Consider the following 24,973-nt stretch of genomic DNA (forward strand, 5'->3'; position numbering starts at 1 on the left):
CGACGAATACGGAGGGCGCCCACGCGTATGCGAAACGTCACGCGAACGCCCTCCCGTCACCATTTATTCGATCTTGTCGACCGGGCCTCAGCCCTTCAGCAGACCCTTCGACTTCAGGTAATCCGCGGCGACGTCCTCGGGCTTCTTGCGCTCCGAGTCCACCTGCTTGTTCAGCCCGGCGAGGTCGGCCGTGGTCAGCACCTGGGTGAGCTTGTCGAGGGCGGCGGCGACGTCCGCCCCGCCGGCCTCCTTCGCGTTGACGACGGGCAGCAGGTTGTCGGCGTTCTGCAGGCCCTTGTCGTCCTCCAGCAGCACCAGGCCGAACTGGTCCAGCGTGGCGTCCGTGGTCGTGGTGAGCACCAGCTGGTCGATGCCGTCCTTGACGGCCTGCTTGGACTGCACGGTGCCGACGCCCTTGGCGTCCACCGACGTGACGTCTATGCCGTAGATCTTCTTCAGGCCGGGCGAGCAGAAGGGGCGGATCGAGCATTCCTCGCCCGCGGCGAGCTTGACCTTGATCTTCGACTTGCCGAGGTCGGAAAGGGTCTTGAGGTCGTTCTTCTCGGCGAATTCCGTGGTGACCGCGAATGCGTTCTGGTCGACGGCCTCCCCGGCCGGCAGCACCTTCAGCCCGAGCGGGCCGGCGAGTTCGGTGAGCGCCGTGACGGTGGCGTCGACGTCGGAGGAGGCGACGGGCGGGGCGTCCTTGCCGTTCACCTTCGCGTTGAGGAACTCCGCGAGGGTGGCCGCGTACTCGGGGACGACGTCGATCTGCCCCTTCTCCAGGGCCGGTTCGTACAGCTCGCGGTTGTCGACGGTCTTGATCGTGGTCTTGTAGCCGGCGTCGGTCAGCAACTGCGCGTACAGCTGCGCGAGGACCGTGCTCTCGGTGAACCCGGCGGAGCCGACGGTCAGGGAGCCCTTGCCGCCGCCGGCCTGTGAGCTTCCCCCTCCCCCGCTCTTCTCCAGACTGTCGCCGCCGCAGGCCGCCAGGCCCGCGGAGAGGACCGCCACGGCGGCCAGGGCGGTGGCGGTGCGCAGGGCCTTGCTCATGTGAACTCCATCTGATGGGTGGGACGGGCAGGTCTTCGGGCGGGTCGGGACTTCCGTGCGGGGGACACCAGGCGTTGCAGCAACAGGAAGACTCCCTCCACGAGAAGGGCGAGGCAGGTCACGAGGGTCGCGCCGGCCACGACCTTGGCCGTGTCGTACTGGGCGTAGCCCGCGGTGATGATGCGGCCGAGGCCGCCCTCACCGGGCAGTGCGGCGAGCGTGGCGGTGGCGACGACCTGGACGGCGGCAGAGCGCACCCCGCTCATGACGAAGGGCAGCGCGAGCGGCAGTTCGATCCCGCGGAGCACCTGGCCCCCGGTCATCCCCATGCCGCGGGCGGCCTCCACCGCGTCCCGGTCCACCTGACGCATGCCGACGTAGGTGTTGGTGAGCAGCGGCGGCACGGCGAAGAGGACGAGCGCGAGGACCGTCGGCAAGTGGCTCGACGACCCCAGCGCGATGATCAGGAGCACGAGCACCGCGAAGGTGGGCACCGCGCGCCCGACGTTGGACAGGTTGACCGCCAGCGCGCCGCCCTTGCCGAGGTGGCCGAGGAGGATCGCGACGGGCAGCGCCACGGCGCAGGCGATGGCGAGGGAGACGAACGTCAGGGCGAGGTGCTCACCGAGCCGCTGCAGCACCCCGTCGGCACCGGTCCAGTTGGCGCCGTCGGTCAGCCAGGCCCACGCGTCGGGAACCACCCCCATCACGCCACCGCCTTCGAGGCGCGGCTCCAGGGCGAGAGGAGCCGCTGCAGCCCGAGCAGGAGCACGTCGGCGAGGATCGCGAGCACGACGCAGATCGCCGAGGCGGTGAACACCTCCGCCTTGAAGAAGCTGCGCATCCCGTCGTAGATGAGGTTGCCCAGCCCGCCGTAGCCGATGATCGCGCCGACCGTGGTCAGGGAGACGGTGGCGACCGTGGCGATGCGCACGCCCGCCATCACCGCCGGCAGCGCCAGCGGCAGCTCCACCTCGATGAGCAGCCGCAGCGGGCCGTACCCCATGCCGCGCGCGGCCTCCCGCGCGTCCTCGGGCACGGAGTCCAGTCCGGCGAGGAAGTTCCTGACGAGGATGGTCAGCGAGTACAGGGTCAGTCCACTGACGACCACGGCCGCGGAAATCCCGAAGAAGGGCACGAGCAGCGAGAAGAGCGCAAGGGACGGCACCGTGTAGAGGACGGTCGTGACCCCCAGCACAGGTCCCTCCGCCGCCCGCCAGCGCCGGGCCACAAGGGCCAGCGGCAGCGCGAGCAGCACACCGGCGGCCACCGACACCGCGGTGATCCACAGATGTTCCACCCCCGCGTCCAGCAACTCCTGGCTGCGCGTGCGCACGAACTCGCCGCATATCCAGTCGTTCGCCGCGAGACAGTCCTGTCCGGCCATGCGATGCCACCTCCCCCGCCCGGTTCAGATCATGCAGGTGAGCGTAAACCCGACCCCGGACATTCCCGGTGTCCCGCCACATCCTCGCAACACCCCCTTCACAACCATCGCCGAGCGTGTACCAAGCTGGAGGGGTGAGCCGCACCGCCGAGCGCCGACGAGAGGTCCCGATGATCCGCTTCGAGAACGTCACCAAGCGCTACCCCGACGGCACCACCGCCGTCGACGACCTGTCCTTCGACGTGCGCGAGGGCGAACTCGTGACCCTCGTCGGGCCGTCCGGCTGCGGCAAGACCACCACGATGAAGATGGTCAACCGGCTCATCGAGCCCACCGCCGGCCGCATCCTGCTGGACGGCGAGGACATCGCGCGCACCGACCCGGTACGGCTGCGCCGCCGCATCGGCTACGTCATCCAGAACGTCGGCCTGTTCCCGCACAAGACCGTGCTGGAGAACACCGAGACCGTGCCGCACCTGCTCGGCTGGACGCGCGCCAAGCGCCGGGCCCGCGCCGCCGAACTGCTGGAAATGGTCGGCCTGGACCCGTCCGTGCACGGCGCCCGCTACCCCGAGCAGCTCTCCGGCGGCCAGCGGCAGCGGGTCGGGGTGGCCCGGGCGCTGGCGGCCGACCCGCCGCTGCTGCTGATGGACGAGCCCTTCGGCGCCGTCGACCCGGTGGTGCGGGAGCGGTTGCAGTCGGAGTTCCTGCGGCTGCAGGAACAGGTCCGCAAGACCGTGCTGTTCGTCACACACGACATCGAGGAGGCGGTCCGGCTCGGCGACCGCATGGCGGTCTTCGGCCCCGGCCGGATCGAGCAGTACGACACCCCCGCGACCGTGCTCGGCTCCCCCGCCACCCCGTACGTCGCGGACTTCGTGGGCTCCGACCGCGGTCTGAAGCGGCTGTCCGTCACGCCGATCGAGACGACGGACCTGGAGCACCCGCCCGTCGTGCGCGCCGGATCGCCGGCCGCGGAGGCCGCGGCCGTCCTCGCGAAGCAGGGCGACCCCTACGCGGTCGTCCTCGACGACGACGGCGGGCTGCGCGGCTACGTGGCCGCGGGCACCCTCACGTCGGGCACCGTGGCCGACCACACGCGCCGCCTGGAGGCCTGGGTCCCGGTGGGCGCCCCCCTCAAGCGGGCGTTCAGCACGATGCTCCAGCACGACGCCGGCTGGATAGCCGTCGTGGACGGCGACCGCTTCGCCGGGGTGCTGACCCCCGCCACGCTCCACGCCGCGCTGCGCCGCTCGGTCAACGAGGACGGCGACGGCAAGGAGGCGGAGCCGGTGGCGGCCCCGGCCGGAGCGGGTGACAATCGCCGGGCGGAACCGGACGCCGATGCCTCGTGATGCGGAGCGTTCCATGACCACCCCGCGGGATCTGATCGTCACCGCCCTGGAACGGGCCCCCGAACACGCCGTGGAACCGGGCGACCTCTCGCTCGCGCTCGCCGCGGCCGAAGCCGTCGACCTGCTCGCCGCCCGGGCGGTGGCATTGGACGGTGACCGTCTGGTGCCGGGCGCGGAGCCGGCGATCAGCGACCCCCTGCTGGCCGGGGCCGCCGCCGCGCTGGTGCGCGAGGCGCCGTACGAGTCCCCCGGCGACTGGCTGTGGCGCAGGGGCCGCGGCCTCGCCGACGTCTACCTGACCGACCTGGCGGCCGAGGGCGAGGTCGTACGGGAACGGCACCGCAACTGGCTGGTCCGCGACACCCGGACCGTGCTCACCGACTCCCGCGCCCGGCGCCGCGCCGCGGACCGCCTGGCGGCGGACGAGCCCGTACTGGCCGCCCTCGCCAGGACGCTCGGCCTGCGCGAAGGCCCGGCCGCCGAAGCGGCACCCGAGGTGACCGACCCCTCCGCGGCCCGCATGCTGGCCGCCCTCGACGACGCGCTCGCCGAACTGGCCGCCGAGCGCCGTCGCCGCTCCCGGCGCCAGGCCGACGCCGCCGCCGAGAACGTCCGGCGGGGGTACTGAGCCTGCGCGTACCGGGGCGGTGGGTGGGGCCGGTGGGTGGGTGCGGGTTCGTCTCGCGCCCTTCGGGCGCACGGCGGCTGGCTGCGGAGGGGAGGGTGGGGGGGGCGCTCCAACTCGGCAGTGTGCGGCCCGGTGGTCGGCGGGGGTTCAGGCGCCGGAGCGGGGTGCCTTTCCGGCGGTGTCGGTCTCGTTGCCGTCCGCGGGTATAGATGGCCGCTTCCACGCCATCCGTGGGTGGTGGGCGCGCCCGCCGTAACCCGCGACTGCGGGTGCTTCGAGGTGCTGTCGGGGGTCGGCGAGATCGGGCCCGCTTTCGACGGTATGGACGTCGAAACAGAGCCCGATCTTTGGGCTGATGGAGATCGGGCTCTCTTTCAGCGGTATATCCGTCGGAACAGAGCCCGATGTCGGATCGGGGAAGCACCCGCAGACGCCGGTTACGGCGAGCGCGCCACCCACGAACGGTGGGCGTGGTCACCGGCCATCTGCACCCGCGGACGGCAACGAGACCCGAGCCGGACGAACAACCCACCCCGCTCCGGCGCCTGAACCCCAACCGACCACCAACCCGCACACTGCACACAAGGCGGACCCCCACCCTCCCACCCGCAGCCCGCATCTTTGCGCCCGCAGGGCGCGAGACGGCGCAACAGCCGAACAACCACGGCAGTCCGCGTAACGGCCGGCGCCGCCCCGCGCCCCGGCCCCCCGCGCTACGCGCGGCCCCCCACCGCGCCGGTGCGGTTGTCGTCCTCGTCCTCGGGGAGGCGGCAGACGCGCTCCAGGAAGATCGCGGCGGCGCAGACCGCGATGCCGGCGATCACCGCGACGCCCGCGTAGATCGCCTGGTCACGGCGGGGGTCGTTGTCCAGCTGGTACATGACGAGGAAGACGCACACGCCGCCGTACATCCCCGCGACCAGGGCGGCGACCAGGGCGCTGGCCTGGCCGAAGACCACCGCGCGGGCCGCGAGCAGCGGGTCGACGCCCTTGGCCCCCGGACGCCGCTCGCGCTGCGCGCGCAGCCGGGAGCGCAGCGACAGCGCCGTCGCCGCCAGGACGGCGGCGATCAGCGCCAGCACGATCGGCGCGGCCACGGGCACGCCCGGCAGGGTGCCGAGCGAGTCCCAGAGCTTCGCGCCCGCCCACGAGAGCACTCCGGCGACCACGAACAGTCCGACCAGGGTCCTGATGCGCAGCGCCTTCACCGAGTGCTCGCTCCCCACATCACATCGACGAACGTACTGACGGGATCGTAACGATTACTCCGGCAGCCTGAGTTCCACGTCGCCCCTGGCCCACACGCTGTCGCGGCCGACGCCCGCCAGCAGACCCGCCACCGGTCCCTGGCCCGGCAGCTCGGCCGCGGGGTCGATGTCGAGCCACGGCGCCAGCACGAAGGCCCGCTGGTGCGCCCGAGGATGCGGCAGCGTCAGCTCCGGGTCGTCGGAGACGACGCCCTGGTAGGCCACGATGTCGACGTCGATGGTGCGCGGACCCCAGCGCTCGGTGCGCGTCCTGGCGAAGGCGTCCTCGATCGCCCGGCCGCGCTCCAGGAGCGAGGAGGGCGGGAGCGTCGTCCTGACCAGGACCACGGCGTTGAAGTAGTTGGGCTGCGAGCCGGGCTCGACGCCCCAGGGCTCCGTCTCGTACACCGGGGAGACCTTCTTCACCCGCAGGCCCGGGGTGTCCTCCAGCGCGTCCACGGCGCCCTGCAGCGTCTCCAGGCGGTTGCCGAGGTTGCTGCCCAGCGAGATGACGGCGAACTTCGGGTTCTGCAGCGTCGAGTCCGCCGCGTCGACCTGCGCGACGACGGAGGCCGGGACCGGCTGCACGGTGGGGTCGTAGCTCACGGGCGCCTCCGGGTGATGGTGACGGACACATCGGTGAACGGGACGGTGATCGGGGCCTGTGGCTTGTGCACGGTGACCTCCACCTCCTGGACCAGGTCGTGCTTGAGCACCTGGTCGGCGATCCGCTGGGCCAAGGTCTCGATCAGGTCCACGGGCTCGCCCTCGACGACGGCGGTGACCTCCTCGGCCACGATGCCGTAGTGCACGGTCCTGGTCAGGTCGTCCGTGGCGGCGGCGGGAGCGGTGTCCAGGCCGAGGACGAGGTCCACGAAGAAGTCCTGGCCCTCGCGGCGCTCGTGTTCGAACACGCCGTGGTGCCCGCGGGCCTTCAGGCCACGCAGCGCGACTCGATCCACGATTCACTCCCGCTGGTCGACGTACGGACGGGTGGGCACGGTCCGCCCGCCCAGCGGGAGGGGAGGGCCGCACCGCCCTCACTCGAATCTACCTTCGACCGCCGACACTCCCCAGTACCGGGCAGCGAGCGAGCGACCGCCCCGCGCTTACCCCGGGACGGAACGGCCTACTCCGGCCTTCACCACTTCTTGCCACTTCTTGGCACGAACGGGTGGTCAGAAGGCCTCAGGCTGACCCCTCGCCGCCGTTGTCGGCGTCCTCCGCGGCGTCCTCGTCGATCCCGTCGGCCATCACCGGCGAGCCGTGGTGCACCCACAGCCGCCAGCCCTCCGGTGTGCGCCGAAACACATTCGTGGCGACCACCAGGCCGCCCACCAGGGAGCCCATCTCGCCCTCCTCCTCGGCGGGGCCGCCGGTGAGGATGTTCTCGGTGCAGGTCACCAGGGCGGTGTCGCCGTCGACCGCCACCTCGACGTCGGTCAGGAAGAACTGGATGTACTCGGTGTTCGCCATGATCAGGGCGTACGAGCGCATCACCTCGCGGCGCCCCCGCAGCACCGGCCAGCCCGGGTGCACGACGGACACCGTCTCCGCCAGCGGGCCCGTCAGGACCAGCTCCTCCAGCGCGTCCAGGTCGGACCGCTCCACGGCGTCGTAGAACGCCTGGTTCGCCTGTTCGACCCGTGCGGCCTCGGCCGTGCGCGGCGTCATCGTGCCCCCTCCAGTGCCCGTGCGACCCGCACGGCGTCGGCGCTGTCGTGCACCTCGTGCACCCGGACCGCCCAGGCGCCGCGCCCCGCCACGATGGCGGTGACGGCGGCCGTCGCGGCGTCACGCTCCCTGGCCGGGGGCGGATCGCCGCCCTCGCCGGCCAGCACCCGGCCCAGGAACCGCTTGCGGGAGGCCGCGATCAGCAGGGGGCGGCCCAGCGCCAGCAGGTCCTCGACGTGGGCGATCAGGGTCAGGTCGTGCTCGGCGTTCTTCGCGAAGCCCAGGCCCGGGTCGAGGACGATCCGCTCCGGGTCGACGCCGCCCGCCACCGCGTGGTCGAAGCTGCGCCGCAACTCGTCGGTGACCTCGGCCACGACGTCCCCGTAGACCGCCCGGTTGTTCATGTCGATGCTCTGGCCCCGCCAGTGCATCACGATGAACGGGCTGCCCGTCGCCGCGACGACGGGGATCATCGCCGGGTCCGCCTGGCCGCCGCTCACGTCGTTGACCAGGACCGCGCCCGCCTCCACGGCCTTCTCCGCAACCACGGCCCGCATCGTGTCCACGCTCACCACGACCCCGGCCCTGGTCAGCTCGCGGACGACCGGGACCACCCTGCGCAGCTCCTCCGCCTCGTCCACCCGCGCCGCGCCCGGCCGGGTGGACTCACCGCCCACGTCCACCAGGTCGGCACCGGCCGCCACGAGGTCCAGGCCGTGCTTGACCGCGAGCTCGGTGTCGAACCACTCGCCGCCGTCGGAGAACGAGTCCGGCGTGACGTTCACCACGCCCATGACCGCGCACCGGTCCCAGGACGGCAATCCGGCCACGTGGCCGCGCATCGTACCCATGGGCTCAGCCTAGAACGGGGTGCTCACCGCAGGCGCCGGGAGGCCCACGCGGGCAGGGCCAGGGTGACGAATCCCTCGGCCCGCATGGCGGCCAGGCCGATCCGGGGCAGGTCGCCGGTGGCCCGGAAGACCAGGAACCGCGGCAGCCACTCCGGCTGGAACTTGGCGTTGAACCGGTACAGCGACTCGATCTGGAACCACCGCGACAGGAAGACCAGCAGCCCCCGCCAGCTCCGCAGCACCGGCCCCGCGCCGAGCCGCTCCCCGCGGGCCAGCGCCGACCGGAACATCGCGAAGTTCAGCGAGACCCGCCGCACGCCCAGTCGCGGCGCCTCGCCCAGCGCGGCCACGATCAGCAGCTCGTTGAGCCCCGGATCGGCCGACTGGTCCCGTCGCATCAGGTCGAGCGACATGCCGTCCTCCCCCCAGGGCACGAAGTGCAGCACCGCCCGCAGCGCGTCCTGCGCGTCGTGCGCCGTCACCACCACGCACTCCTCGTCCGCCGGGTCGCCGAACCGGCCCAGCGCCATGGAGAAGCCCCGCTCGGTGTCCGTACCGCGCCAGGCGTCGGCCGCGCGGCGGACCGCCGCGCGTTCCTCCTCGCCCAGTTCCGCCACCCGCCGCACCCGGCACACGTATCCGGCGCGCTCGGTGCGCTTGACCATCTGCCGCACGTTGCGCATCGCGCGCCCCGACAGCGAGAAGCAGGAGGTCTCCACGACGGCCTCGTCGCCCAGCTCCAGGGCGTCGAGACCGGTCTCCCGGGTCCACACCTCGCCGCCGGTCTCGCTGCAGCCCATCACCGCCGGGATCCAGGCGTGCGCCCGGGCCTCGGCCATGAAGCGCTGTATCGCCCCGGGCCAGGCCTCCACGTCGCCGATCGGGTCGCCGCTGGCCAGCATCACCCCCGACACCACGCGGTAACAGACCGCCGCCTTGCCGCTCGGCGAGAAGACCACGCTCTTGTCCCGGCGCAGCGCGAAGTGCCCGAGGGAGTCGCGGGCCCCGTGGCGCCGCAGCAGCGCCCGCAGGCGCTCCTCGTCCGCGGCCGTCAGCTCGGCGACCGGGTGGGCCGGGCGAAGCGCCAGGTAGGCGGTGGTGGCGACGGTCAGGAAGCCCAGCCCGCCCAGCGAGTACGCGACGACGTCGGACGCCTGGCCGGTGGCGTAGCCGACCGGCCCGTCGAAGCCGAACAGCCCGTACAGCACCTCGGTGAACCGCTGCGCCCACGTCGGGTCGCCAGTCCCCGCCGCCGGGTGGGCACTGACGACGGCCAGCCCCACCACCAGGCTGAGCCCGCCCAGCCCCGCGAAGGCCGCGACCGCCCGCAGCCGGGTGTGCGGGTCGCCGAGCGCCGAGAACTCCGTCCGGTACCGGATCAGCAGGGTCAGCAGGACCGTCGACAGCAAGGCCCCGCCCGGCGAGTGCCGGTGCAGTACCTGCGCCACCGCGGCCGCCGGCAGCAGCAGCACGGCCGCCCGCCAGGCACGCCTCTTCCCCCGCTTGAGGGCGTGCGCCAGCATCAGCATCAGGATGCCGGTGACCACGCCGGCCGCCGCGGCCACCGAGGTGACCGTCCCCGGGACGACGCCGGCGAGCACGTGCACCCGGCTGTGCCGGAACCCGGGGAACACCGCCGCGGCGAGGTCCAGCAGCCCCACCAGCGCGCCGGCCGTCCCCACCACGCGGGGCGCGGCGGACGCCGGCATCGCCCACGGGAGCCGCCGCACCCTGTCCCGGGGAACCCGGACGGCGGGATCTTCCTCTGCCACGACAGACATCGCTCACCACGCCCCGGCGGTGCGGATCACCCCGCACGCCCCACTCTCGTCGGAGATTTGCGCCCTGTAGGACGTGAACTCCGCCGCGCGGGTTCCGTCGCCGGGCGGGAACGGGCACATGGGCCGGGACGGCCGGGGGCCGCGGCCCCTCAGGTCACTTGGCCATGATCAGGCTCATCGCCTCGGCGCGGGTCGCGGAGTCGCGCAGCTGGCCCCGCACCGCCGAGGTGATGGTCTTCGCGCCGGGCTTGCGGACCCCGCGCATCGTCATGCACATGTGCTCGCACTCGATGACCACGATCACGCCGCGCGGTTCGAGTATCCGCATGAGCGAGTCGGCGATCTGCGTGGTCAGCCGCTCCTGCACCTGCGGGCGGCGGGCGAAGACGTCGACCAGCCGGGCCAGCTTCGACAGACCGGTGATCTTGCCGTCCGTCGAGGGGATGTAGCCGACGTGGGCGACGCCCACGAACGGCACCAGGTGGTGCTCGCAGCTCGACAGCACCTCGATGTCCTTGACCAGCACCATCTCGTCGTGACCGAGGTCGAAGGTGGTCGTCAGGACGTCCTCGGGCTCCTGGTAGAGCCCGGCGAAGATCTCCCGGTACGCCCTGGCCACCCGCGCGGGGGTCTCCCGCAGCCCCTCGCGGTCGGGGTCCTCGCCGACCGCGATCAGCAGCTCACGGACCGCGTTCTCGGCACGCTTCTCGTCGAACTCACCGACGGGGCGCAGGTCGCCCTCAAGGGTCACCGGGTCGGTCATGTGTGCCTCGTTCCTCTTGCGTACCGGATGCGTGTGCCGCGGGAACCGCGGAAACGCAGCGCCCCCCAGGATAGGAAACCTGGGGGGCGCGGCACGCATTCCGATGTCCGTGACCAAGGCCACGTCCGAGGCGTCAGGCCTCGGGGTTGGGCTCCTCGGGGAGCTCCACCGTCTCGGCGGGCTTGCTCAGCGACGCGGTGGCGCTGCCGTTGGCCGTCGGCTGGGTGCCGTTGGTCAGGGCGAGCTCACGCGGCGAGAGCACCGGCGGGCGGGTCGACGGCGTACGCCGCGAGGAACCCGTCCAGGCCGGACGCGGCGGGCGCTTGACGATCGGCTTGAAGATCTCCGCGAGCTCCTCCTTGTTCAGCGTCTCCTTGTCCAGGAGGGCCAGAACCAGGTTGTCGAGGACGTCGCGGTTCTCGACCAGGATCTCCCACGCCTCGTTGTGCGCGGTCTCGATGAGCTTCTTGACCTCTTCGTCGACCAGCCCGGCGACCTCTTCCGAGTAGTCGCGCTGGTGGGACATCTCACGGCCGAGGAAGGGCTCCCCGTCGCTCGTCCCGAACTTGATCGCGCCCAGTCGCTCGGTCATGCCGTACTGCGTCACCATCGCGCGGGCCGTGGTGGTGGCCTTCTCGATGTCGTCCGCGGCACCCGTGGTCGGGTCGTGGAAGACCAGCTCCTCCGCCGCGCGGCCGCCCATGGTCATGGCGAGCCGGTCGAGCATCTCGTTGCGGGTGGTGGAGTACTTGTCCTCGTCCGGCAGGACCATCGTGTAGCCGAGGGCCCGGCCACGCGACAGGATCGTGATCTTGTGCACCGGGTCGCTGTTCGGAGAAGCCGCGGCGACCAGGGCGTGACCGCCCTCGTGGTACGCCGTGATCTTCTTCTCCTTGTCGGACATGATCCGGGTGCGCTTCTGCGGGCCGGCCACGACGCGGTCGATGGCCTCGTCCAGCATCGCGTTGTCGACCAGCTTCTTGTCGCTGCGCGCGGTGAGCAGCGCCGCCTCGTTGAGGACGTTCGCCAGGTCCGCACCGGTGAAGCCGGGGGTGCGGCGGGCGACGGCCTTGAGGTCGACGTCCGGGGCGACCGGCTTGCCCTTCTGGTGGACCTTGAGGATCTCCAGGCGGCCCTGCAGGTCGGGGCGGTCGACGGCGATCTGCCGGTCGAAACGGCCCGGGCGCAGCAGCGCCGGGTCCAGGATGTCCGGGCGGTTGGTGGCGGCGATCAGGATCACGCCGCCCTTGACGTCGAAGCCGTCCATCTCGACGAGCAGCTGGTTCAGCGTCTGCTCGCGCTCGTCGTGACCGCCGCCGAGGCCCGCGCCACGGTGCCGGCCGACGGCGTCGATCTCGTCGACGAAGACGATCGCCGGGGCGTTCGCCTTGGCCTGCTCGAACAGGTCGCGGACACGCGAGGCGCCGACACCCACGAACATCTCGACGAAGTCGGAACCCGAGATCGAGTAGAACGGGACGCCCGCCTCGCCGGCGACGGCGCGCGCGAGCAGGGTCTTGCCCGTTCCGGGCGGGCCGTAGAGCAGCACGCCCTTGGGGATCTTGGCGCCCACGGCCTGGAACTTCGCCGGCTCCTGCAGGAACTCCTTGATCTCCTGGAGCTCCTCGACGGCCTCGTCCGAGCCCGCGACGTCCGCGAAGGTGGTCTTCGGGGTGTCCTTGGTGATCAGCTTGGCCTTGGACTTCCCGAAGTTCATCACCCGGGAGCCGCCGCCCTGCATCTGATTCATCAGGAACAGGAAGACCACGACGATGAGGACGAAGGGCAGCAACGACAGCAGGATGCCGACGAAGGCGTTCTGCTTCGAAGGCGCCACGGTGTAGCCGTCGGGCAGCGTGGTCTTGTTGCCGTCGTCGACCTTGGCCTGAAGGATCTTGGCCACGTCGACGCCCTGGTCGCCGATGTAGCTCGCCTTGATCTTGGAGCCCAGGTCCTCGCCGCCTACCTTGGCGCCGTCCTTGAGCTCGACCTTGATCGTGTTCTCGTCGCCGGTGGTCAGCTCGGCGGACTTGGCCTGGTTGCTGTTGATGGCCTCAATGGCCTGGCCGGTGTCCACCGTCTTGTAGCCACCGGACGAGCCGACGACCTGCATCAAAACGACCACAGCGAGGACAGCCAGCACGATCCACATGACTGGCCCACGGAAATAGCGCTTCACGTCCATCCATGCGGGGCGATCACGCCCCGTCCCTCCTGCCACAGTGAGGCACCGCGGCCTGGGGGCCGCCGGTGCATCCGGTGTATGAACCGACCTTCGGACGGTACCCCAGCATTGTCACCCGAAGTCGCCGGAGACCGTAAACAAACAGCGTTACCACCCTCCAACGCGGAGGAGGGCGTCGGGGTTCCCGGAGCCTCAGCCGCCGTACACGTGCGGCGCAAGGGTGCCGATGAACGGCAGGTTCCGGTACTTCTCCGCGAAGTCCAGACCGTATCCGACCACGAACTCGTTGGGGATGTCGAAGCCGACGTACTTCACGTCGATCTCCACCTTGGCCGCGTCCGGCTTGCGCAGCAGCGTGCAGACCTCCAGCGAGGCCGGACGGCGCGAGCCGAGGTTGCTGATCAGCCAGGACAGCGTCAGACCGGAGTCGATGATGTCCTCGACGATCAGGACGTCCCGGCCGGCGATGTCGGTGTCCAGGTCCTTGAGGATCCGCACGACACCGGAGGACTTGGTGCCCGCGCCGTACGAGGACACCGCCATCCAGTCCATGGTGACCTGGGAGGACAGGGACCGCGCGAGGTCCGCCATCACCATGACGGCGCCCTTCAGGACGCCGACGATCAGCAGGTCCTTGCCCTCGTAGTCCTTGTCGATCTGCGCAGCCAGCTCCGCCAGCTTGGCGTCGATCTCTTGCTTGGAGATGAGCACCTTCTCGAGGTCGGTGCCCATGTCGTTCTCGTTCACCCGCACAACTTCCGGCTCGGTCTACAGCGCCTGGAAGAACAGTCTGCCATTCCGCCGGCCGACGACGACGCCGCCGGGTAGGTTGAGCGGTTTCTGCCCCCGCCACCCGGTGAGCAGGCGGTCGGTCTCCTCGATGTGCCGGGCGAAGAGCGAACCGGCGGGTGAGCCCGCCGCGACGGCCGCCCGGCGCAGCACCCGGCGGCGCACGGCGGCGGGAAGGGTCAGCAGCCGGGCGACGTCCAGCCCGCCGTCGGCGTCGGCGGCCGTCCGCTCGGCCTGCGCCGCCCACTGGTCGAGGGCGTCGGCGTCGTCCCGGGACAGCTGGGCGGTACGGGCCAGCGCCTCCACGACGCCCTTGCCCAGGGACTTCTCCAGCACCGGCAGCGCCTCGTGGCGGACCCGGGAGCGGGTGTAGGCGGGGTCGTGGTTGTGCGGGTCCTCCCACACGTCGATGCCCTGCACGAGGCAGGCCTTGCGCACGGTGTCCCGGTCCAGCAGCAGGAAGGGGCGGCGGTAGCGGCCGTTGACCGCGGGCATGCCGGACAGCGACCGGATGCCGGAGCCGCGGGCCAGCCCGAGCAGCACCGTTTCGGCTTGGTCGTCGCGGGTGTGGCCGAGCAGCACGGCGGCGGCGCCGGCCCGCTCCGCGGCGGAGTCGAGCGCCGCGTACCGGGCGTCGCGCGCGGCGGCCTCCGGGCCGCCCTGCCGGCCCACGGTGACCGCGACGGCGTCGACCGGGTCGAGGCCGAGGCCGCGCAGGCGGTCGGCGACGTCGACGGCGCGGGCGTCCGAGCCGTCCTGCAGGCCGTGGTCGACGGTGACGGCGCCGGCCCGGACGCCGAGCTTGGGCGCTTCGAAGACGAGGGCGGTGGCGAGGGCCATCGAGTCGGCTCCGCCGCTGCAGGCGGCGAGCACGAGCGGGCTGCCGCCGGGGTGGTCGGTCAGGACGTCCTGGAGTACGCGGCGGACCGCCAGGCGTATCGCCGCGACCGCGGGGTGGGGACCCATGTCCGGTTTCCCTCCTGGAGAGGCTGGGGGAGGCGTCGGGACGGAGAAGATGACGCAGGGTAGCTAGATGGTGACAGACAGCGTGCGATACTCGAGCATCGCACGCTTACCCTGCGCCCACGGTCCCTCGGACGGGTGAACCGGGAGGCCCCCGGGGCCTGCTGTGCCCCGGGTCGACTCAGGTTTCGCTCCGCCCGTGCACCCGTGCCACCCAGTCCGCGGGTTTGGCGATCTCCTGCTTGGTGGGCAGGGTGTTGGGCGAGGTCCAGATCCGGTTGAAGCCGTCCATCCCGGCATCGTCCACCACGGCCCGCACGAAACGCTCGCCGTCACGGTACTGCCGCAGCTTGGCGTCCAGCCCCAGCAGCTTGCGCAGCGCCATGTCCAGTCGCCCCGCGCCGCTCTGACGGCGGCGCTGGAACTTCTCGCGGATCTCCGCCACGGAGGGCACGACGTCCGGGCCCACGCCGTCCATCACGTAGTCGGCGTGCCCCTCCAGCAGGGACATCACCGCGGTCAGCCGGCCCAGGATCTCCCGCTGGTTCGGCGTCTGCACCAGGTCGATCAGGCTGCGGCCCTCGTCGCCGTCGGCGTCGACCGACGCCTCCTCCGCGTCCGGGCGGCTGCCGGAGGAGAACGCCTGGAACGCCTCGCGCAGCCGCTCGATCAGCGTCGACGGGTCGATCTCCGTCTCGCCGAGGAAGGCCTGGATCTCCTGCTCGATGTGGTCCCGCAGCCACGGCACGGCCGTGAACTGGGTGCGGTGGGTCTCCTCGTGGAGGCACACCCACAGCCGGAAGTCATGCGGGTCCACGTCGAGTTCGCGCTCCACGTGGACGATGTTGGGGGCCACCAGCAGGAGCCGCCCGGTGCGCGGCTCGCCCGGCCCGGGCGCCGCGGGACCGGCGGGCATGTCACGGCTCGCGGGGGCGAAGGTCTCGTACTGGCCCAGTACGCGCGAGGCCAGGAAGCTCAGCAGCATCCCGACCTCGACCCCGGTCACCTTCCCGCCGACGGTGCCCAGCACGGCACCGCCGGGACCGCCCGGCTTGCGGGCCTGCATCTTGTCCAGCAGCGGCTTCAGCACCTCGCGGAAGCCGGCGACGTTCGCCTTGATCCACCCCGGGCGGTCCACGATCAGCACCGGGGTCCCGGTGTCGGCCGGGTCCTCCTGGTCGCCGAACATCCTGGTGAACGCCCGGACGTGTGCCTCCGACTCCTTTGCGTGCCGCCGCAGTTCCGCCACGACCGCGCGTGCCTCGTCCCGGCTCACCTCGGGGCCGGGCCGCACGAAGCGGGTCGCGGTCGCGACCGCGAGGTTCCAGTCGACCATCTCCGCACCACCGATGCTCGTCATTCCTTCACGGTACGTGCTTGTCCCCTTCCCCGGGAGCGTTCCTCGCGGGGGCACGGGCAACGAACACTCCCCGCGGCCGCTACGTGCGGCAGCCGCACGTGGCGAGTTCCGCGGCGAGGCGGTCGAGGGCGGACTGCGCGGCCACGGTGTCGGTCGTGCCGTTGGTCAGGAAGGCGAACGTCAGCAGCCGGCCGTCCGCGTCCACCACGGTCCCGGCGAGGGCGTTGACCCCGGTGAGCGTCCCCGTCTTGGCGCGGACGAGGCCGGCGCCCCCGCCCGCCGTGGTGAAGCGTTCCCGCAGGGACCCGGTGAAGCCGGCGACGGGCAGCCCGGTGAGGACGGGGCGCAGCTCGGGGTGGTCGGGGTCGGCCGCCAGGGCCAGCATCCGCGCCAGTTGCTCCGCCGTGAGGTGGTCGGCGCGGTTGAGCCCGCTGCCGTCGGTGAAGCGGGCCCCCTTGAGCGGGAGCCCGAGCTCCCGCAGTGCCGAGCGGACGGCCTCGGCGCCGCCGGAGAAGGACCCCGGACGGTCCGCGGCGAGGGCGGTGTGCCGGGCCAGCGCCTCGGCGATGTCGTTGTCGCTGTTGGTCAGCATGCGCTCGACCAGGTCGGCGAGGGGCGCGGACCGCACCTCCGCCAGCCGGTCGGCCGCGTGCGCGCGCGAGGGCGCCTTGCCGGCCTTCACCGCGCCGTCGACCTTGACGCCGCGCTTGCGCAGCAGGTCCGCGAAGTCCGCCGCCGCCTTGGCCGCCGGGTCCCAGTGGCGGGCCACGGGGCCCTTGACGCTCTTGCCGTCGCTGCGGCCCTCGTCGGCCATCAGGGCGGTGACGGGCGCGATGTTGTCGTTGTGCCCGATCGGGTGGACGGCGGGGCCGGTGAAGAGCGAGGTGTCGTACGTGAGCTTCACCGAGCGGACGCCCTTGGCGCGCAGCGCGCGGGCGGTGTCGGAGGCGAGGGTGCGCAGGGAGGCCGCGGTCCAGCCGCCGCCGGGCTCGGCGCGGGCGGTGAGGGTGGGGTCGCCGCCGCCGACGAGCACGACGCGGTCCTTGCCGGCGGCGACCACGGAGGTGGTGAGCCGGTGGTCGGGCCCGAGGAGCGAGAGTGCCGCGACGGCCGTGGCGACCTTGGTGGTGGAGGCGGGGACGGCCGCCGTGCCGGGGCCCTGCCCCCAGACCTTCCGGCCCGAGACGGCGTCGACGACGGCACCCGTCGTCAGGGTGCCGAGCGCACGGTCGTGCAGCAACGGGCCGAGCCGCCCGGCCAGTCCGGAGGTGGTGGGCAGCGGCGCCCCCTGCGTCCCGGACACGGCGCTGAGCACCTCCGGGGCGGCGGGCGGCACCGGCGCGACCGCCCGCTTGTGGCCTCCCGCGCCCCCCTTCTTGTGGGGACGCGCCTGCTTCCCCTGGCCCTCCCGGGAGGCGGCGATCGCCCGTTCGGCCGTACGCTGACCTGACTCCCACGGTCCCGCTGCGGCCACGGCCGTCAGCGCCACGGCAAATCCTGCGGCAGCCGACCCTGCCACCACCTGCCAGTTCTTCGGAACGGGCACCCCGGACCAGCCCCTTTCGCGACCACACACAAGCGTGGGAGACACTTAATCACCAGAAGTATGTGCTGATCATGGAGGACAGGCTGTGCTCGAGTTCGACGTAACGATCGAGATCCCGAAGGGTTCCCGCAACAAGTACGAGGTGGACCACGAGACCGGTCGTATCCGCCTGGACCGGCACCTGTTCACCTCGACGGTCTACCCGGCCGACTACGGCTTCGTGGAGAACACCCTGGGCGAGGACGGCGACCCGCTGGACGCCCTGGTGCTGCTCGACGAGCCGACCTTCCCCGGCGTCATCGTGCGCTGCCGCGCGATCGGCATGTTCCGCATGACGGACGAGGCCGGCGGCGACGACAAGCTGCTGTGCGTGCCCGCCTCGGACCCGCGGGTCGAGCACCTGCGTGACATTCACCACGTCTCCGAGTTCGACCGCCTGGAGATCCAGCACTTCTTCGAGGTCTACAAGGACCTGGAGCCCGGCAAGTCCGTCGAGGGCGCCAACTGGGTGGGCCGCGCCGAGGCCGAGGCCGAGATCGAGGCGTCCTACAAGCGCCTGAAGGAGCACGGCGGTCACTGACCCGCCGGCTCCCGCCGCAGTGAGGGCGGCGCGCTCCCTGCCGGGGCGCGCCGCCCTCACGCGTCCGCGGCGGCCTCATCCGCAGGCGTCGAGGAGCTCGGCCAGCGCGCCGTGCAGGGCGGCGGCGAGCGTGTCGGCGTCCGGCAGCGACCGCGCGTCCGCGAGCAGCCCGATGTGGACCCGGCGGCGGTACGTGGAGCAGGCGACCGCGAGGGACTGGCCGCGGGCGAGCGGGGCGATCGGGTAGAGCTCCGTCATGCGGCAGCCGTCCAGGGTGAGCGGCACGTCGAGCATCGGCACGTTGGTGACCAGCACGTCGAACAGCAGTCGCGCCGAGGCGGCGAGCAGCGGGGCGGCGAAGCGGTGCGCGAGCGGCGGCACGCTGTCGGCCAGCAGGGCGACGGCACCCGGGCCGGTGTCGGGGCCGGCGTCCTTGTTGCGGTCCATGCCCGCGCGCACGTCGCGCAGCCGGGCGAGCGGGTCGGGCTCGCCGACCGGCAGCCGCAGCAGGTAGCCGGAGATGCGGTTGCCCCGGCCGCCGCGCACACCCCGGCGGCGGCGCCGCGCCACGGGGATCAGGGCGCGCGGCCCCGGGCCCGCCGGGTCGTCGCCGCGGGCCTCCATCCAGCGCCGCAGCGCGCCGGCCACGACGGCCATGACGACGTCGTTGACGGTGCCGCCGCTGGTCTTGCGGACCTGGTGCAGGTCGTCGACGTCGAGGGAGGCGGTGGCGAAGCGGCGTTCGGCGCCGCCGGGCGTCCAGACCGCGCCCAGCGCGGCGGGACCGCCGGGGTCGAGGGAGGCGCGCAGCACGGCCGAGCCGATGCCCAGGGCGCGCCCGGCCTCGCGCACCCGGTCCGGCAGGGAGGCGACGACCTGCCGGGGATCGGGCAGCGGCAGCGCGGGCAGGTGGATGCCGGGCCCCCGGACCTGGGCCGGTACGGCGGCCGCGGCGTCGGCCTCGACGGCGGAGCGCTGCGGCGCGGCCGCGGGAGCGGCGGCGCCGGCCCGGGCCGGCGCGGCCGCCGGGGTGCGGGCCCCCTGGTCGAGCAGCGCGGCGCCGAACTCCACGGCGCGCAGCCCGTCGGCGAGGGCGTGGTGCAGCTTGACCAGGACGGAGAAGGGCGCGTCGGGGGCGCCCTCGATGACGTAGACCTCCCACGGCGGCCGGTGGCGGTCCATGGGCCGGGACATCAGCTCGGCGACGGCGGCCGTGGCGTCGGCACGACGTACGGCGTGGACGTGGTGCCGCGCGTCGAAGTGCTCGTCGACCGCCCAGGCGGCGCCCCCGACCCCGTACCAGACGTCCTTCACGCGCTGCCGCATCCGCGGTACGGCCTCGGCACGGGCGGTGAGCAGCGCGGCGAGCCCGTCGGCGTCGACCGGGCGCTCCGGGTCGCGGTCGAAGACGGCCACCGCGCCCAGGTGCATGGGGTGGCCCGGCGAGTCCAGGTTCCAGAACGCGAGGTCCAGCGGGCTCAGGTGCTCGTCAGCCAAGGCTCCATGCCTCCGAAAGGTCGGGGTTTGCCCCGGAACGGACTCCAGTTGGTGAAGTGAAACCCCTAAAACCGATTACAGTCAACTACGACCACGATACGGACAGTTAACATCAGGTTGCCCGTACGACCGCCCGACGGCGAGGCGGCGGGGTCCGGAAGGCTCAGAAACCGCGGGTGCGCTTGGCCGCCGCGCGGCGTCGTGCCTGGTCGGCGCCACCGGGCAGCTTGATGAACAACCGCGCGATCTCGCCTCCCAGGTTCACCCCGATGGCCACGGCCAGCGCCAGCGCCGCCGCCTTCGTCAGCGAGGCGAATCCCTGGTCCAGGTGACCGCGGGTCAGCCCGAGGAGCCCGAAGTACGTCGCGGAGCCCGGCAGCAGCGGGCCGATGGCCGCCGTGACGTACGGCAGCGCGGAGGCGTGCCGGTAGCGGGCGAGCACCTGGCCGAAGAGGCCCACCAGGCCGGCGGCGACGGCGGTGGCCGCGACCGGCGACATGCCGACGCCGATGCCCTCCTGGTGCAGCGCCGCGTAGACCGTCCAGGCGACCCCGCCGTTGAGGGCGGCGACCACCAGCACGCCGCGCTCGCACTGCAGCAGCACGGCGAAGGCGAGGCTCAGCACCATCGCCGCGACCAGTTGCACCGGCGGGTTCTCGTACGCCCGGAAGGCCTGGTCGGGGTCGAGCACGGCACCCAGGCTGACCCCCGCGTAGAGGATCAGCGTCACGCCGACGACGATGCCGGTGAAGAGGTACATCACCTCCAGCAGGCGCGCGGAGGCGGTGATGTAGAAGCCCGTCAGGCCGTCCTGGACGGCCGCGACCAGGGCCCGTCCCGGGATCAGGGCGAAGAGGCCACCGGTGATGACCGCCGAGGCCTGCAGGGTGCTCGTACCGGGCAGGTGCTGGCCGAACCGGGCGACCAGCACCCCCATCACGGCGGCCGGCATCGCCGCGGCGACGAACTGGTAGAACTCCGGCAGCCCGCGCCCGGCGCAGAGCCAGGCCAGCCGGTCGCCCAGCATGGCGCCGAGCGCGGCGATCGCGAAGACCAGCGGACCGCCGCCGCCGACCAGCATGCTCGCCGCGCCCGCGAGGAGCCCGGCCGCCACGGTGAGCAGCCAGCCCGGGTACGGGTGCCGGTTGCGGCGGATCTCGGCGAGCCGCCGGTAGGCGTCCTCCAGGGTGAGGTCGGCCGCGGTGATGTCGTTGATCAGCCGGAAGACGGCCGCGAGGCGGGTGTAGTCGGTGGCCCGGCGGCGCACCGTGCGGTTGGCGGTGACCGGGGCGTCCACCAGCGAGGGCTGGTAGGAGATGCCCAGCAGCGTGAACGTCACGGTCGGCTCGACCCGGCCCAGACCGTAGGCGTGGGCCACGCCGAGCATCGCGGCCTCCACGTCCTCGGCGCCCTCGCCGCCGGCGAGCAGCAGCTCACCGATGCGCAGCGTCAGGTCCAGCACGCGCGGCACCGGCGGGCCGGCCTCCGCCTCCGGCCGCCGGGCGGGCTGCTCGGGGGCCGGGCGCTCCCCGACGGGCATGCGCAGCATCGTGCGCATCCGGTCGGGCCAGGGGGTCTCCTTGGAGAGGCTGACGACCGGGATGCCCTCGGGGGGCGTGAAGGCCGGGTGGGACAGCTGCGGGGAGGTCCGCGTCCCGGGGCGGGAGAAGGCGGAGCCCTGCGGTTCCGGCCTGGGCAGCTCGACGCCCAGCGGCGGCGTGAACTCCGAACCGCCGGGCTGCTGCTGCTCGGGCTCCTTGGGATGCGCCACGGGATCCTCCTTTCGGCGCGTGATCGCTACGGGTGCCGGGTGGTGGTGCGCCGAGGGGGGAGGGTGCGGACACCCTCCCCCCTCGGCACAGCGGGACGACTGCCCACTCCCTCCGTCGGCTAACGGCGGTTCGCGCGGTGGCGCCCGCCGTTGCCGCGCTGGAGCGGCGGCTGGCCGGCGTCGCCCTCGGCCTCCGCGGCCCCGGCGTCGTACACGTCCACCCCGGGCAGCGGCGCCGCCTTCCGGGAGGCCGAGCGGGCCCGCAGGAACTCGATGGCGATCGGGACGACCGAGAGCAGCACGATCGCGATGAGGATCAGCTCGATGTGCTCGTGGACGAAGGCGATCTGGCCCAGCCAGTAGCCGAGCAGCGTGACACCGACACCCCACAGCAGGCCGCCGATGACGTTGTACGTCACGAAGACGCGGTAGTTCATGCGGCTGACGCCGGCGATGACCGGCGTGAAGGTCCGCACGATCGGGACGAAGCGGGCGAGCACGATCGACTTGGCGCCGTGCCGCTCGAAGAAGTCGTGGGCCTTCTCGACGTTCTCCTGCTTGAAGAGCCGGGAGTCCGGGCGCCGGAAGAGCGAGGGACCGACCTTGCGGCCGAAGAGGTAGCCCACCTGGTCGCCGGCGACGGCCGCGATCCAGACCAGCACGCAGACCAGCCAGATCGGATAGTCGAGCTTGCCGCCCGCGACCAGCAGGCCGCCGGTGAAGAGCAGGGAGTCACCCGGCAGGAAGAAGCCGATGAGCAGACCCGACTCGGCGAAGACGATCGCCAGCAGGCCGATCAGGCCCGCTGACGAGATGAGGTAATCGGGGTCGAGCCATTGCGGGCCCAGGGCGATAGTCGTCACGCGCCAAAAGTATCAACGCGGTCGCGACCGAACCGTTCCCAGCCCGGGAACGCTCGGCTACGTTCCTCCCAAGCGTTTCACCGTGCAACACCGCAAGTCGCCCGTCACTCCTGAATCATCATGATCCGGCGGAACCCACATGACTCGCGCCATCTCACTGCACGACGTCTCGAAGACCTACGCCCGCGGCGTGCGCGCCGTGGACCGCTTCTCCCTGGACATCGCCCCCGGCGAGTTCCTGGTGCTGCTCGGCCCCTCGGGCTGCGGCAAGTCCACGGTGCTGCGCATGATCGCGGGGCTGGAGGACATCACCTCAGGTGAGCTGCTGCTGGACGGCGAGTACGCCAACGACCTGGGGCCGGGCGAACGGCGGATGGCCATGGTCTTCCAGAACTTCGCCCTGTACCCGAGCATGACCAGCCGGGAGAACATCGGCTTCCCGCTGCGCTTCGAGATGCCCGGGCAGGACACCGGGCCCCGGGTCGCCGAGACCGCGCGGACGCTCGGCATCGAGGACATCCTCGACCGCTACCCGGGGCAGCTGTCCGGCGGCGAGCGGCAGCGGGTCGCCATGGGCCGGGCCATCTCGCGGCACCCGTCCGTCTTCCTGATGGACGAGCCGCTGTCCAACCTCGACGCCAAGCTCCGCTCGCACCTGCGCGCCGAGATCGCCCGGCTGACCCGCGGCATGGGCGTGACGACGGTGTACGTCACGCACGACCAGGCCGAGGCGATGTCGCTGGGCGACCGCGTGGCGATCATGCGCAGCGGGGTGCTGCAGCAGGTGAGCACCCCGCGGGAGGCGTACCACCTGCCGCAGAACGTCTTCGTCGCCGCCTTCATCGGCACCCCGCGGATCAACCTCATGGAGGCGACCGTGGTCGCCGCGCTGGACGGCGGGATGTGGATCGACCTGGGGCGGCAGCGCCTCGTCCTCCCCCAGCCGCTGAGCCGGGACCACCAGATGCTCCGCATCCAGCAGGGCCGGCCGGTCATCGTCGGCCTGCGCTCGGAGGCCGTGCGCATCGACCGGCCGAGCGGCGCCCGGCCCGGGGAGGTGGTGCTCAGCGGCGTCGTTGAGCACGTGGAGTACCAGGGCCACGAGTCGCTGGTGCACCTGGACACCGGCGCACGGCCGGCCGTCGTGCCCGAGCTGGAGTCCGCACGGCCGGGCGGCGCGCGGCAGCGCTCCCGGGCGGCGTCCCGGCAGGGCGGCACGGCCGGCCTCGGCCGGCTGGTGCAGAAGGCCGCCGCGCGGGTCTCGGGCCAGGGACGGACGGCCGTGCTGGACCGTCCGGCACCGCGCCCGGAGACCGGGTCCGCCACCGGGGGCGGGGACCTGGTGGTGCGCACCGGGCCCGACCTGCGGCTGCGCGCCGGACAGCACGTGCCGCTGCTGGTCGACCTGGCGCACCTGTACGTCTTCGACCACGCGGGCCACCGGATCTGCCCCGCCCCCGAGCGGGCACCGCACCTGGAGTACTGAACCGCGCGGGACGGCGGCGGCGGGACGACGATGCCGGTATGGGTATCGACGAGTACGGCGGCGGACAGTCGCCCCGGTCCGCCGTCCTGGTGGTCACCACGAACGACGTGCCGGGCTACCGGATCGAGCGGGTGATCGGTGAGGTCTTCGGCCTCACCGTGCGCTCCCGCCACCTGGGCAGCCAGATCGGCGCGGGCCTGAAGTCCCTGATCGGCGGCGAGCTGAAGGGACTCACCAAGACCCTGGCCCAGACCCGCACCGAGGCGATGGAGCGGCTGGTGGAGCAGGCGCAGTCGCGCGGCGCCAACGCGGTGCTGATGATGCGCTTCGACGTCAGCGAGGCCGCCGACGTCGGCACCGAGGTGTGCGCCTACGGCACCGCTGCGGTGATCACGCCCCGGCACGCCTAGCGTTGGCCATGATCGCGTCGTGGACGTACCGGGCGGTGCCCGGCGCGATCGCCTCGTAGAAGGCGTTGAAGCGCGGGTCGTCCAGGTACATCCGGGCGAGCCCGGTGTGGATCTCGTAACCGCAGTCGTAGTAGTGGTCCACGATGAACTGCCGGTGCTCCTCGGCCAGGTCCATCGCGGCCTCGCCGTCGGCCGGGGCGCCGGACCCGCGGAGCGCGACCAGCCGGGCGCCCCAGTCCTCCTGCTCGGCCTTGATCCGCAGCCAGTCCTCCTTGCTGTAGGAGGCGGCCCGGCGCTGCGACTGCTCGTACGCCTCGGTGTTGCCCCAGCGCTGCCGGGTCTCCTCGGCGTGCTGCTCGGGGTCGTACTCCCCGAAGACCTCGAACTTCTCCTCGGGCGTGAGGTTGATGCCCATCGTGCGTGCCTCCATGGCTCGTTGGACGGCGTCGGCCATCTCCGTCAGCTTCCCGATCCGCGCCATCAGCAGTTCGTACTGGCGCCGCAGGTGCTCCCGCGGGTCCGCGTCCGGGTCGTCGAGGAGGGCCGCCACCTGCTCCAGGGGGAAGCCGAGCTCCCGGTAGAAGAGGATCTGCTGCAACCGGTCGAGGTCGGCGTCGCTGTAGCGCCGGTGGCCCGCGTGGCTGCGGGCGCTGGGCGAGAGCAGTCCGATCTCGTCGTAGTGGTGCAGCGTCCGGACGGTCACGCCGGCGAAGCCCGCCACCTGCCCGACCGGGTAGCCCGTGCTCGTGTTCATGACCACACCCTCCGGCCTCACGCCACGTGA

General features: G+C 72.4%; 24 protein-coding genes. 5 read left to right on the forward strand and 19 right to left on the reverse strand.

The genetic code is table 11. The annotated features are described in order from the left end of the window. Positions 1-87: 87 nt before the first annotated feature. From ABZ479_RS10495 to ABZ479_RS10505, 3 genes are read right to left on the reverse strand one after another with little or no spacing between them, the layout of a single operon-like run. Positions 88-1,053 carry an ABC transporter substrate-binding protein gene (locus tag ABZ479_RS10495; RefSeq protein WP_500461159.1) on the reverse strand — a complete coding sequence of 322 codons (966 nt, stop codon included), beginning with the start codon at positions 1,051-1,053 and terminating at the stop codon, positions 88-90. Next, on the reverse strand, positions 1,050-1,760 hold the full coding sequence (locus tag ABZ479_RS10500; protein WP_499599790.1) for an ABC transporter permease: 711 nt from the start codon (positions 1,758-1,760) through the stop codon (positions 1,050-1,052). The genes ABZ479_RS10495 and ABZ479_RS10500 overlap by 4 nt, the downstream gene beginning before the upstream one ends. Continuing rightward, a complete protein-coding gene (locus ABZ479_RS10505) occupies positions 1,760-2,440 on the reverse strand; it encodes an ABC transporter permease (RefSeq protein ID WP_499599788.1) in 681 nt (226 codons plus the stop codon). Before ABZ479_RS10505 ends, ABZ479_RS10500 begins: the two co-directional genes overlap by 1 nt. Before the next feature lie 170 nt (positions 2,441-2,610). On the opposite strand from ABZ479_RS10505, the gene ABZ479_RS10510 reads away from it, so the two are divergent. Both ABZ479_RS10510 and ABZ479_RS10515 read left to right on the forward strand, forming a co-directional pair. Further along, positions 2,611-3,795: an ABC transporter ATP-binding protein gene (locus ABZ479_RS10510; RefSeq protein ID WP_500461290.1), complete on the forward strand. Its 1,185-nt coding sequence runs from the start codon at positions 2,611-2,613 to the stop codon at positions 3,793-3,795. A 13-nt stretch (positions 3,796-3,808) separates the two neighbouring features. Further along, positions 3,809-4,423 (forward strand): GPP34 family phosphoprotein, encoded by a 615-nt coding sequence (locus tag ABZ479_RS10515; RefSeq protein ID WP_500461161.1) that lies wholly within the window; start codon positions 3,809-3,811, stop codon positions 4,421-4,423. 713 nt (positions 4,424-5,136) lie between these two features. Here ABZ479_RS10515 and ABZ479_RS10520 read toward each other — a convergent pair. The 12 genes from ABZ479_RS10520 to dacB all read right to left on the reverse strand — a co-directional run bounded on the left by ABZ479_RS10520 (position 5,137) and on the right by dacB (position 17,525). After that, positions 5,137-5,631: a DUF3180 domain-containing protein gene (locus ABZ479_RS10520; RefSeq protein ID WP_499600271.1), complete on the reverse strand. Its 495-nt coding sequence runs from the start codon at positions 5,629-5,631 to the stop codon at positions 5,137-5,139. A gap of 54 nt (positions 5,632-5,685) precedes the next feature. Then, positions 5,686-6,276: a 2-amino-4-hydroxy-6-hydroxymethyldihydropteridine diphosphokinase gene (gene folK / locus ABZ479_RS10525; protein ID WP_500461163.1), complete on the reverse strand. Its 591-nt coding sequence runs from the start codon at positions 6,274-6,276 to the stop codon at positions 5,686-5,688. Beyond that, positions 6,273-6,632 carry a dihydroneopterin aldolase gene (folB, locus tag ABZ479_RS10530; RefSeq protein ID WP_500461164.1) on the reverse strand — a complete coding sequence of 120 codons (360 nt, stop codon included), beginning with the start codon at positions 6,630-6,632 and terminating at the stop codon, positions 6,273-6,275. The genes folK and folB overlap by 4 nt, the downstream gene beginning before the upstream one ends. A gap of 226 nt (positions 6,633-6,858) precedes the next feature. Then, the gene (locus ABZ479_RS10535; protein WP_499599779.1) at positions 6,859-7,344 is read right to left on the reverse strand and encodes a nuclear transport factor 2 family protein; all 486 of its coding nucleotides are present in this window, start codon (positions 7,342-7,344) and stop codon (positions 6,859-6,861) included. Beyond that, on the reverse strand, positions 7,341-8,195 hold the full coding sequence (gene folP, locus ABZ479_RS10540) for a dihydropteroate synthase (protein ID WP_499599778.1): 855 nt from the start codon (positions 8,193-8,195) through the stop codon (positions 7,341-7,343). Before folP ends, ABZ479_RS10535 begins: the two co-directional genes overlap by 4 nt. Before the next feature lie 23 nt (positions 8,196-8,218). Beyond that, positions 8,219-9,976 carry a phosphatidylglycerol lysyltransferase domain-containing protein gene (locus ABZ479_RS10545; protein ID WP_500461165.1) on the reverse strand — a complete coding sequence of 586 codons (1,758 nt, stop codon included), beginning with the start codon at positions 9,974-9,976 and terminating at the stop codon, positions 8,219-8,221. 154 nt (positions 9,977-10,130) lie between these two features. Further along, positions 10,131-10,739: a GTP cyclohydrolase I FolE gene (folE, locus tag ABZ479_RS10550; RefSeq protein WP_499599774.1), complete on the reverse strand. Its 609-nt coding sequence runs from the start codon at positions 10,737-10,739 to the stop codon at positions 10,131-10,133. Between the two features lie 133 nt (positions 10,740-10,872). After that, entirely contained in the window at positions 10,873-12,924 is a 2,052-nt protein-coding gene (gene ftsH, locus ABZ479_RS10555) for an ATP-dependent zinc metalloprotease FtsH (RefSeq protein ID WP_499599772.1), read from the reverse strand. Between the two features lie 192 nt (positions 12,925-13,116). Beyond that, positions 13,117-13,656, reverse strand: coding sequence for a phosphoribosyltransferase (gene hpt / locus ABZ479_RS10560; protein ID WP_499516875.1), 540 nt, complete (start codon positions 13,654-13,656; stop codon positions 13,117-13,119). 36 nt (positions 13,657-13,692) lie between these two features. Then, positions 13,693-14,679, reverse strand: coding sequence for a tRNA lysidine(34) synthetase TilS (gene tilS, locus ABZ479_RS10565; protein WP_499599771.1), 987 nt, complete (start codon positions 14,677-14,679; stop codon positions 13,693-13,695). Positions 14,680-14,857: 178 nt separating this feature from the next. Further along, a complete protein-coding gene (locus ABZ479_RS10570) occupies positions 14,858-16,036 on the reverse strand; it encodes a zinc-dependent metalloprotease (protein ID WP_500461167.1) in 1,179 nt (392 codons plus the stop codon). A 79-nt stretch (positions 16,037-16,115) separates the two neighbouring features. Further along, positions 16,116-17,525 carry a D-alanyl-D-alanine carboxypeptidase/D-alanyl-D-alanine endopeptidase gene (gene dacB / locus ABZ479_RS10575; RefSeq protein ID WP_500461169.1) on the reverse strand — a complete coding sequence of 470 codons (1,410 nt, stop codon included), beginning with the start codon at positions 17,523-17,525 and terminating at the stop codon, positions 16,116-16,118. 142 nt (positions 17,526-17,667) lie between these two features. Between dacB and ABZ479_RS10580 the strand changes: the two genes are divergently transcribed. After that, complete coding sequence (locus ABZ479_RS10580; RefSeq protein WP_431959297.1) at positions 17,668-18,162, forward strand: inorganic diphosphatase; 495 nt, start codon at positions 17,668-17,670, stop codon at positions 18,160-18,162. Between the two features lie 75 nt (positions 18,163-18,237). Here the strand turns inward: ABZ479_RS10580 and ABZ479_RS10585 are convergent, their stop codons facing one another. The 3 genes from ABZ479_RS10585 to ABZ479_RS10595 all read right to left on the reverse strand — a co-directional run bounded on the left by ABZ479_RS10585 (position 18,238) and on the right by ABZ479_RS10595 (position 22,293). Continuing rightward, on the reverse strand, positions 18,238-19,659 hold the full coding sequence (locus ABZ479_RS10585; protein ID WP_500461170.1) for a wax ester/triacylglycerol synthase family O-acyltransferase: 1,422 nt from the start codon (positions 19,657-19,659) through the stop codon (positions 18,238-18,240). A gap of 163 nt (positions 19,660-19,822) precedes the next feature. Beyond that, positions 19,823-21,430, reverse strand: coding sequence for a threonine/serine exporter family protein (locus ABZ479_RS10590; RefSeq protein ID WP_500461171.1), 1,608 nt, complete (start codon positions 21,428-21,430; stop codon positions 19,823-19,825). Positions 21,431-21,549: 119 nt separating this feature from the next. Further along, a complete protein-coding gene (locus tag ABZ479_RS10595; protein ID WP_500461173.1) occupies positions 21,550-22,293 on the reverse strand; it encodes a DedA family protein in 744 nt (247 codons plus the stop codon). A 139-nt stretch (positions 22,294-22,432) separates the two neighbouring features. Between ABZ479_RS10595 and ABZ479_RS10600 the strand changes: the two genes are divergently transcribed. Further along, positions 22,433-23,779 (forward strand): ABC transporter ATP-binding protein, encoded by a 1,347-nt coding sequence (locus ABZ479_RS10600; RefSeq protein WP_500461174.1) that lies wholly within the window; start codon positions 22,433-22,435, stop codon positions 23,777-23,779. A gap of 38 nt (positions 23,780-23,817) precedes the next feature. Continuing rightward, positions 23,818-24,189, forward strand: coding sequence for a YbjQ family protein (locus ABZ479_RS10605; RefSeq protein ID WP_499599758.1), 372 nt, complete (start codon positions 23,818-23,820; stop codon positions 24,187-24,189). Here the strand turns inward: ABZ479_RS10605 and ABZ479_RS10610 are convergent. Beyond that, positions 24,170-24,943 (reverse strand): MerR family transcriptional regulator, encoded by a 774-nt coding sequence (locus ABZ479_RS10610; RefSeq protein WP_500461175.1) that lies wholly within the window; start codon positions 24,941-24,943, stop codon positions 24,170-24,172. The genes ABZ479_RS10605 and ABZ479_RS10610 overlap by 20 nt on opposite strands. Positions 24,944-24,973 lie beyond the last annotated feature (30 nt).

The sequence above is a fragment of the Streptomyces sp. NPDC005722 genome, assembly GCF_040630935.1.
In the GTDB taxonomy this organism is placed as follows: Bacteria; Actinomycetota; Actinomycetes; order Streptomycetales; family Streptomycetaceae; genus Actinacidiphila.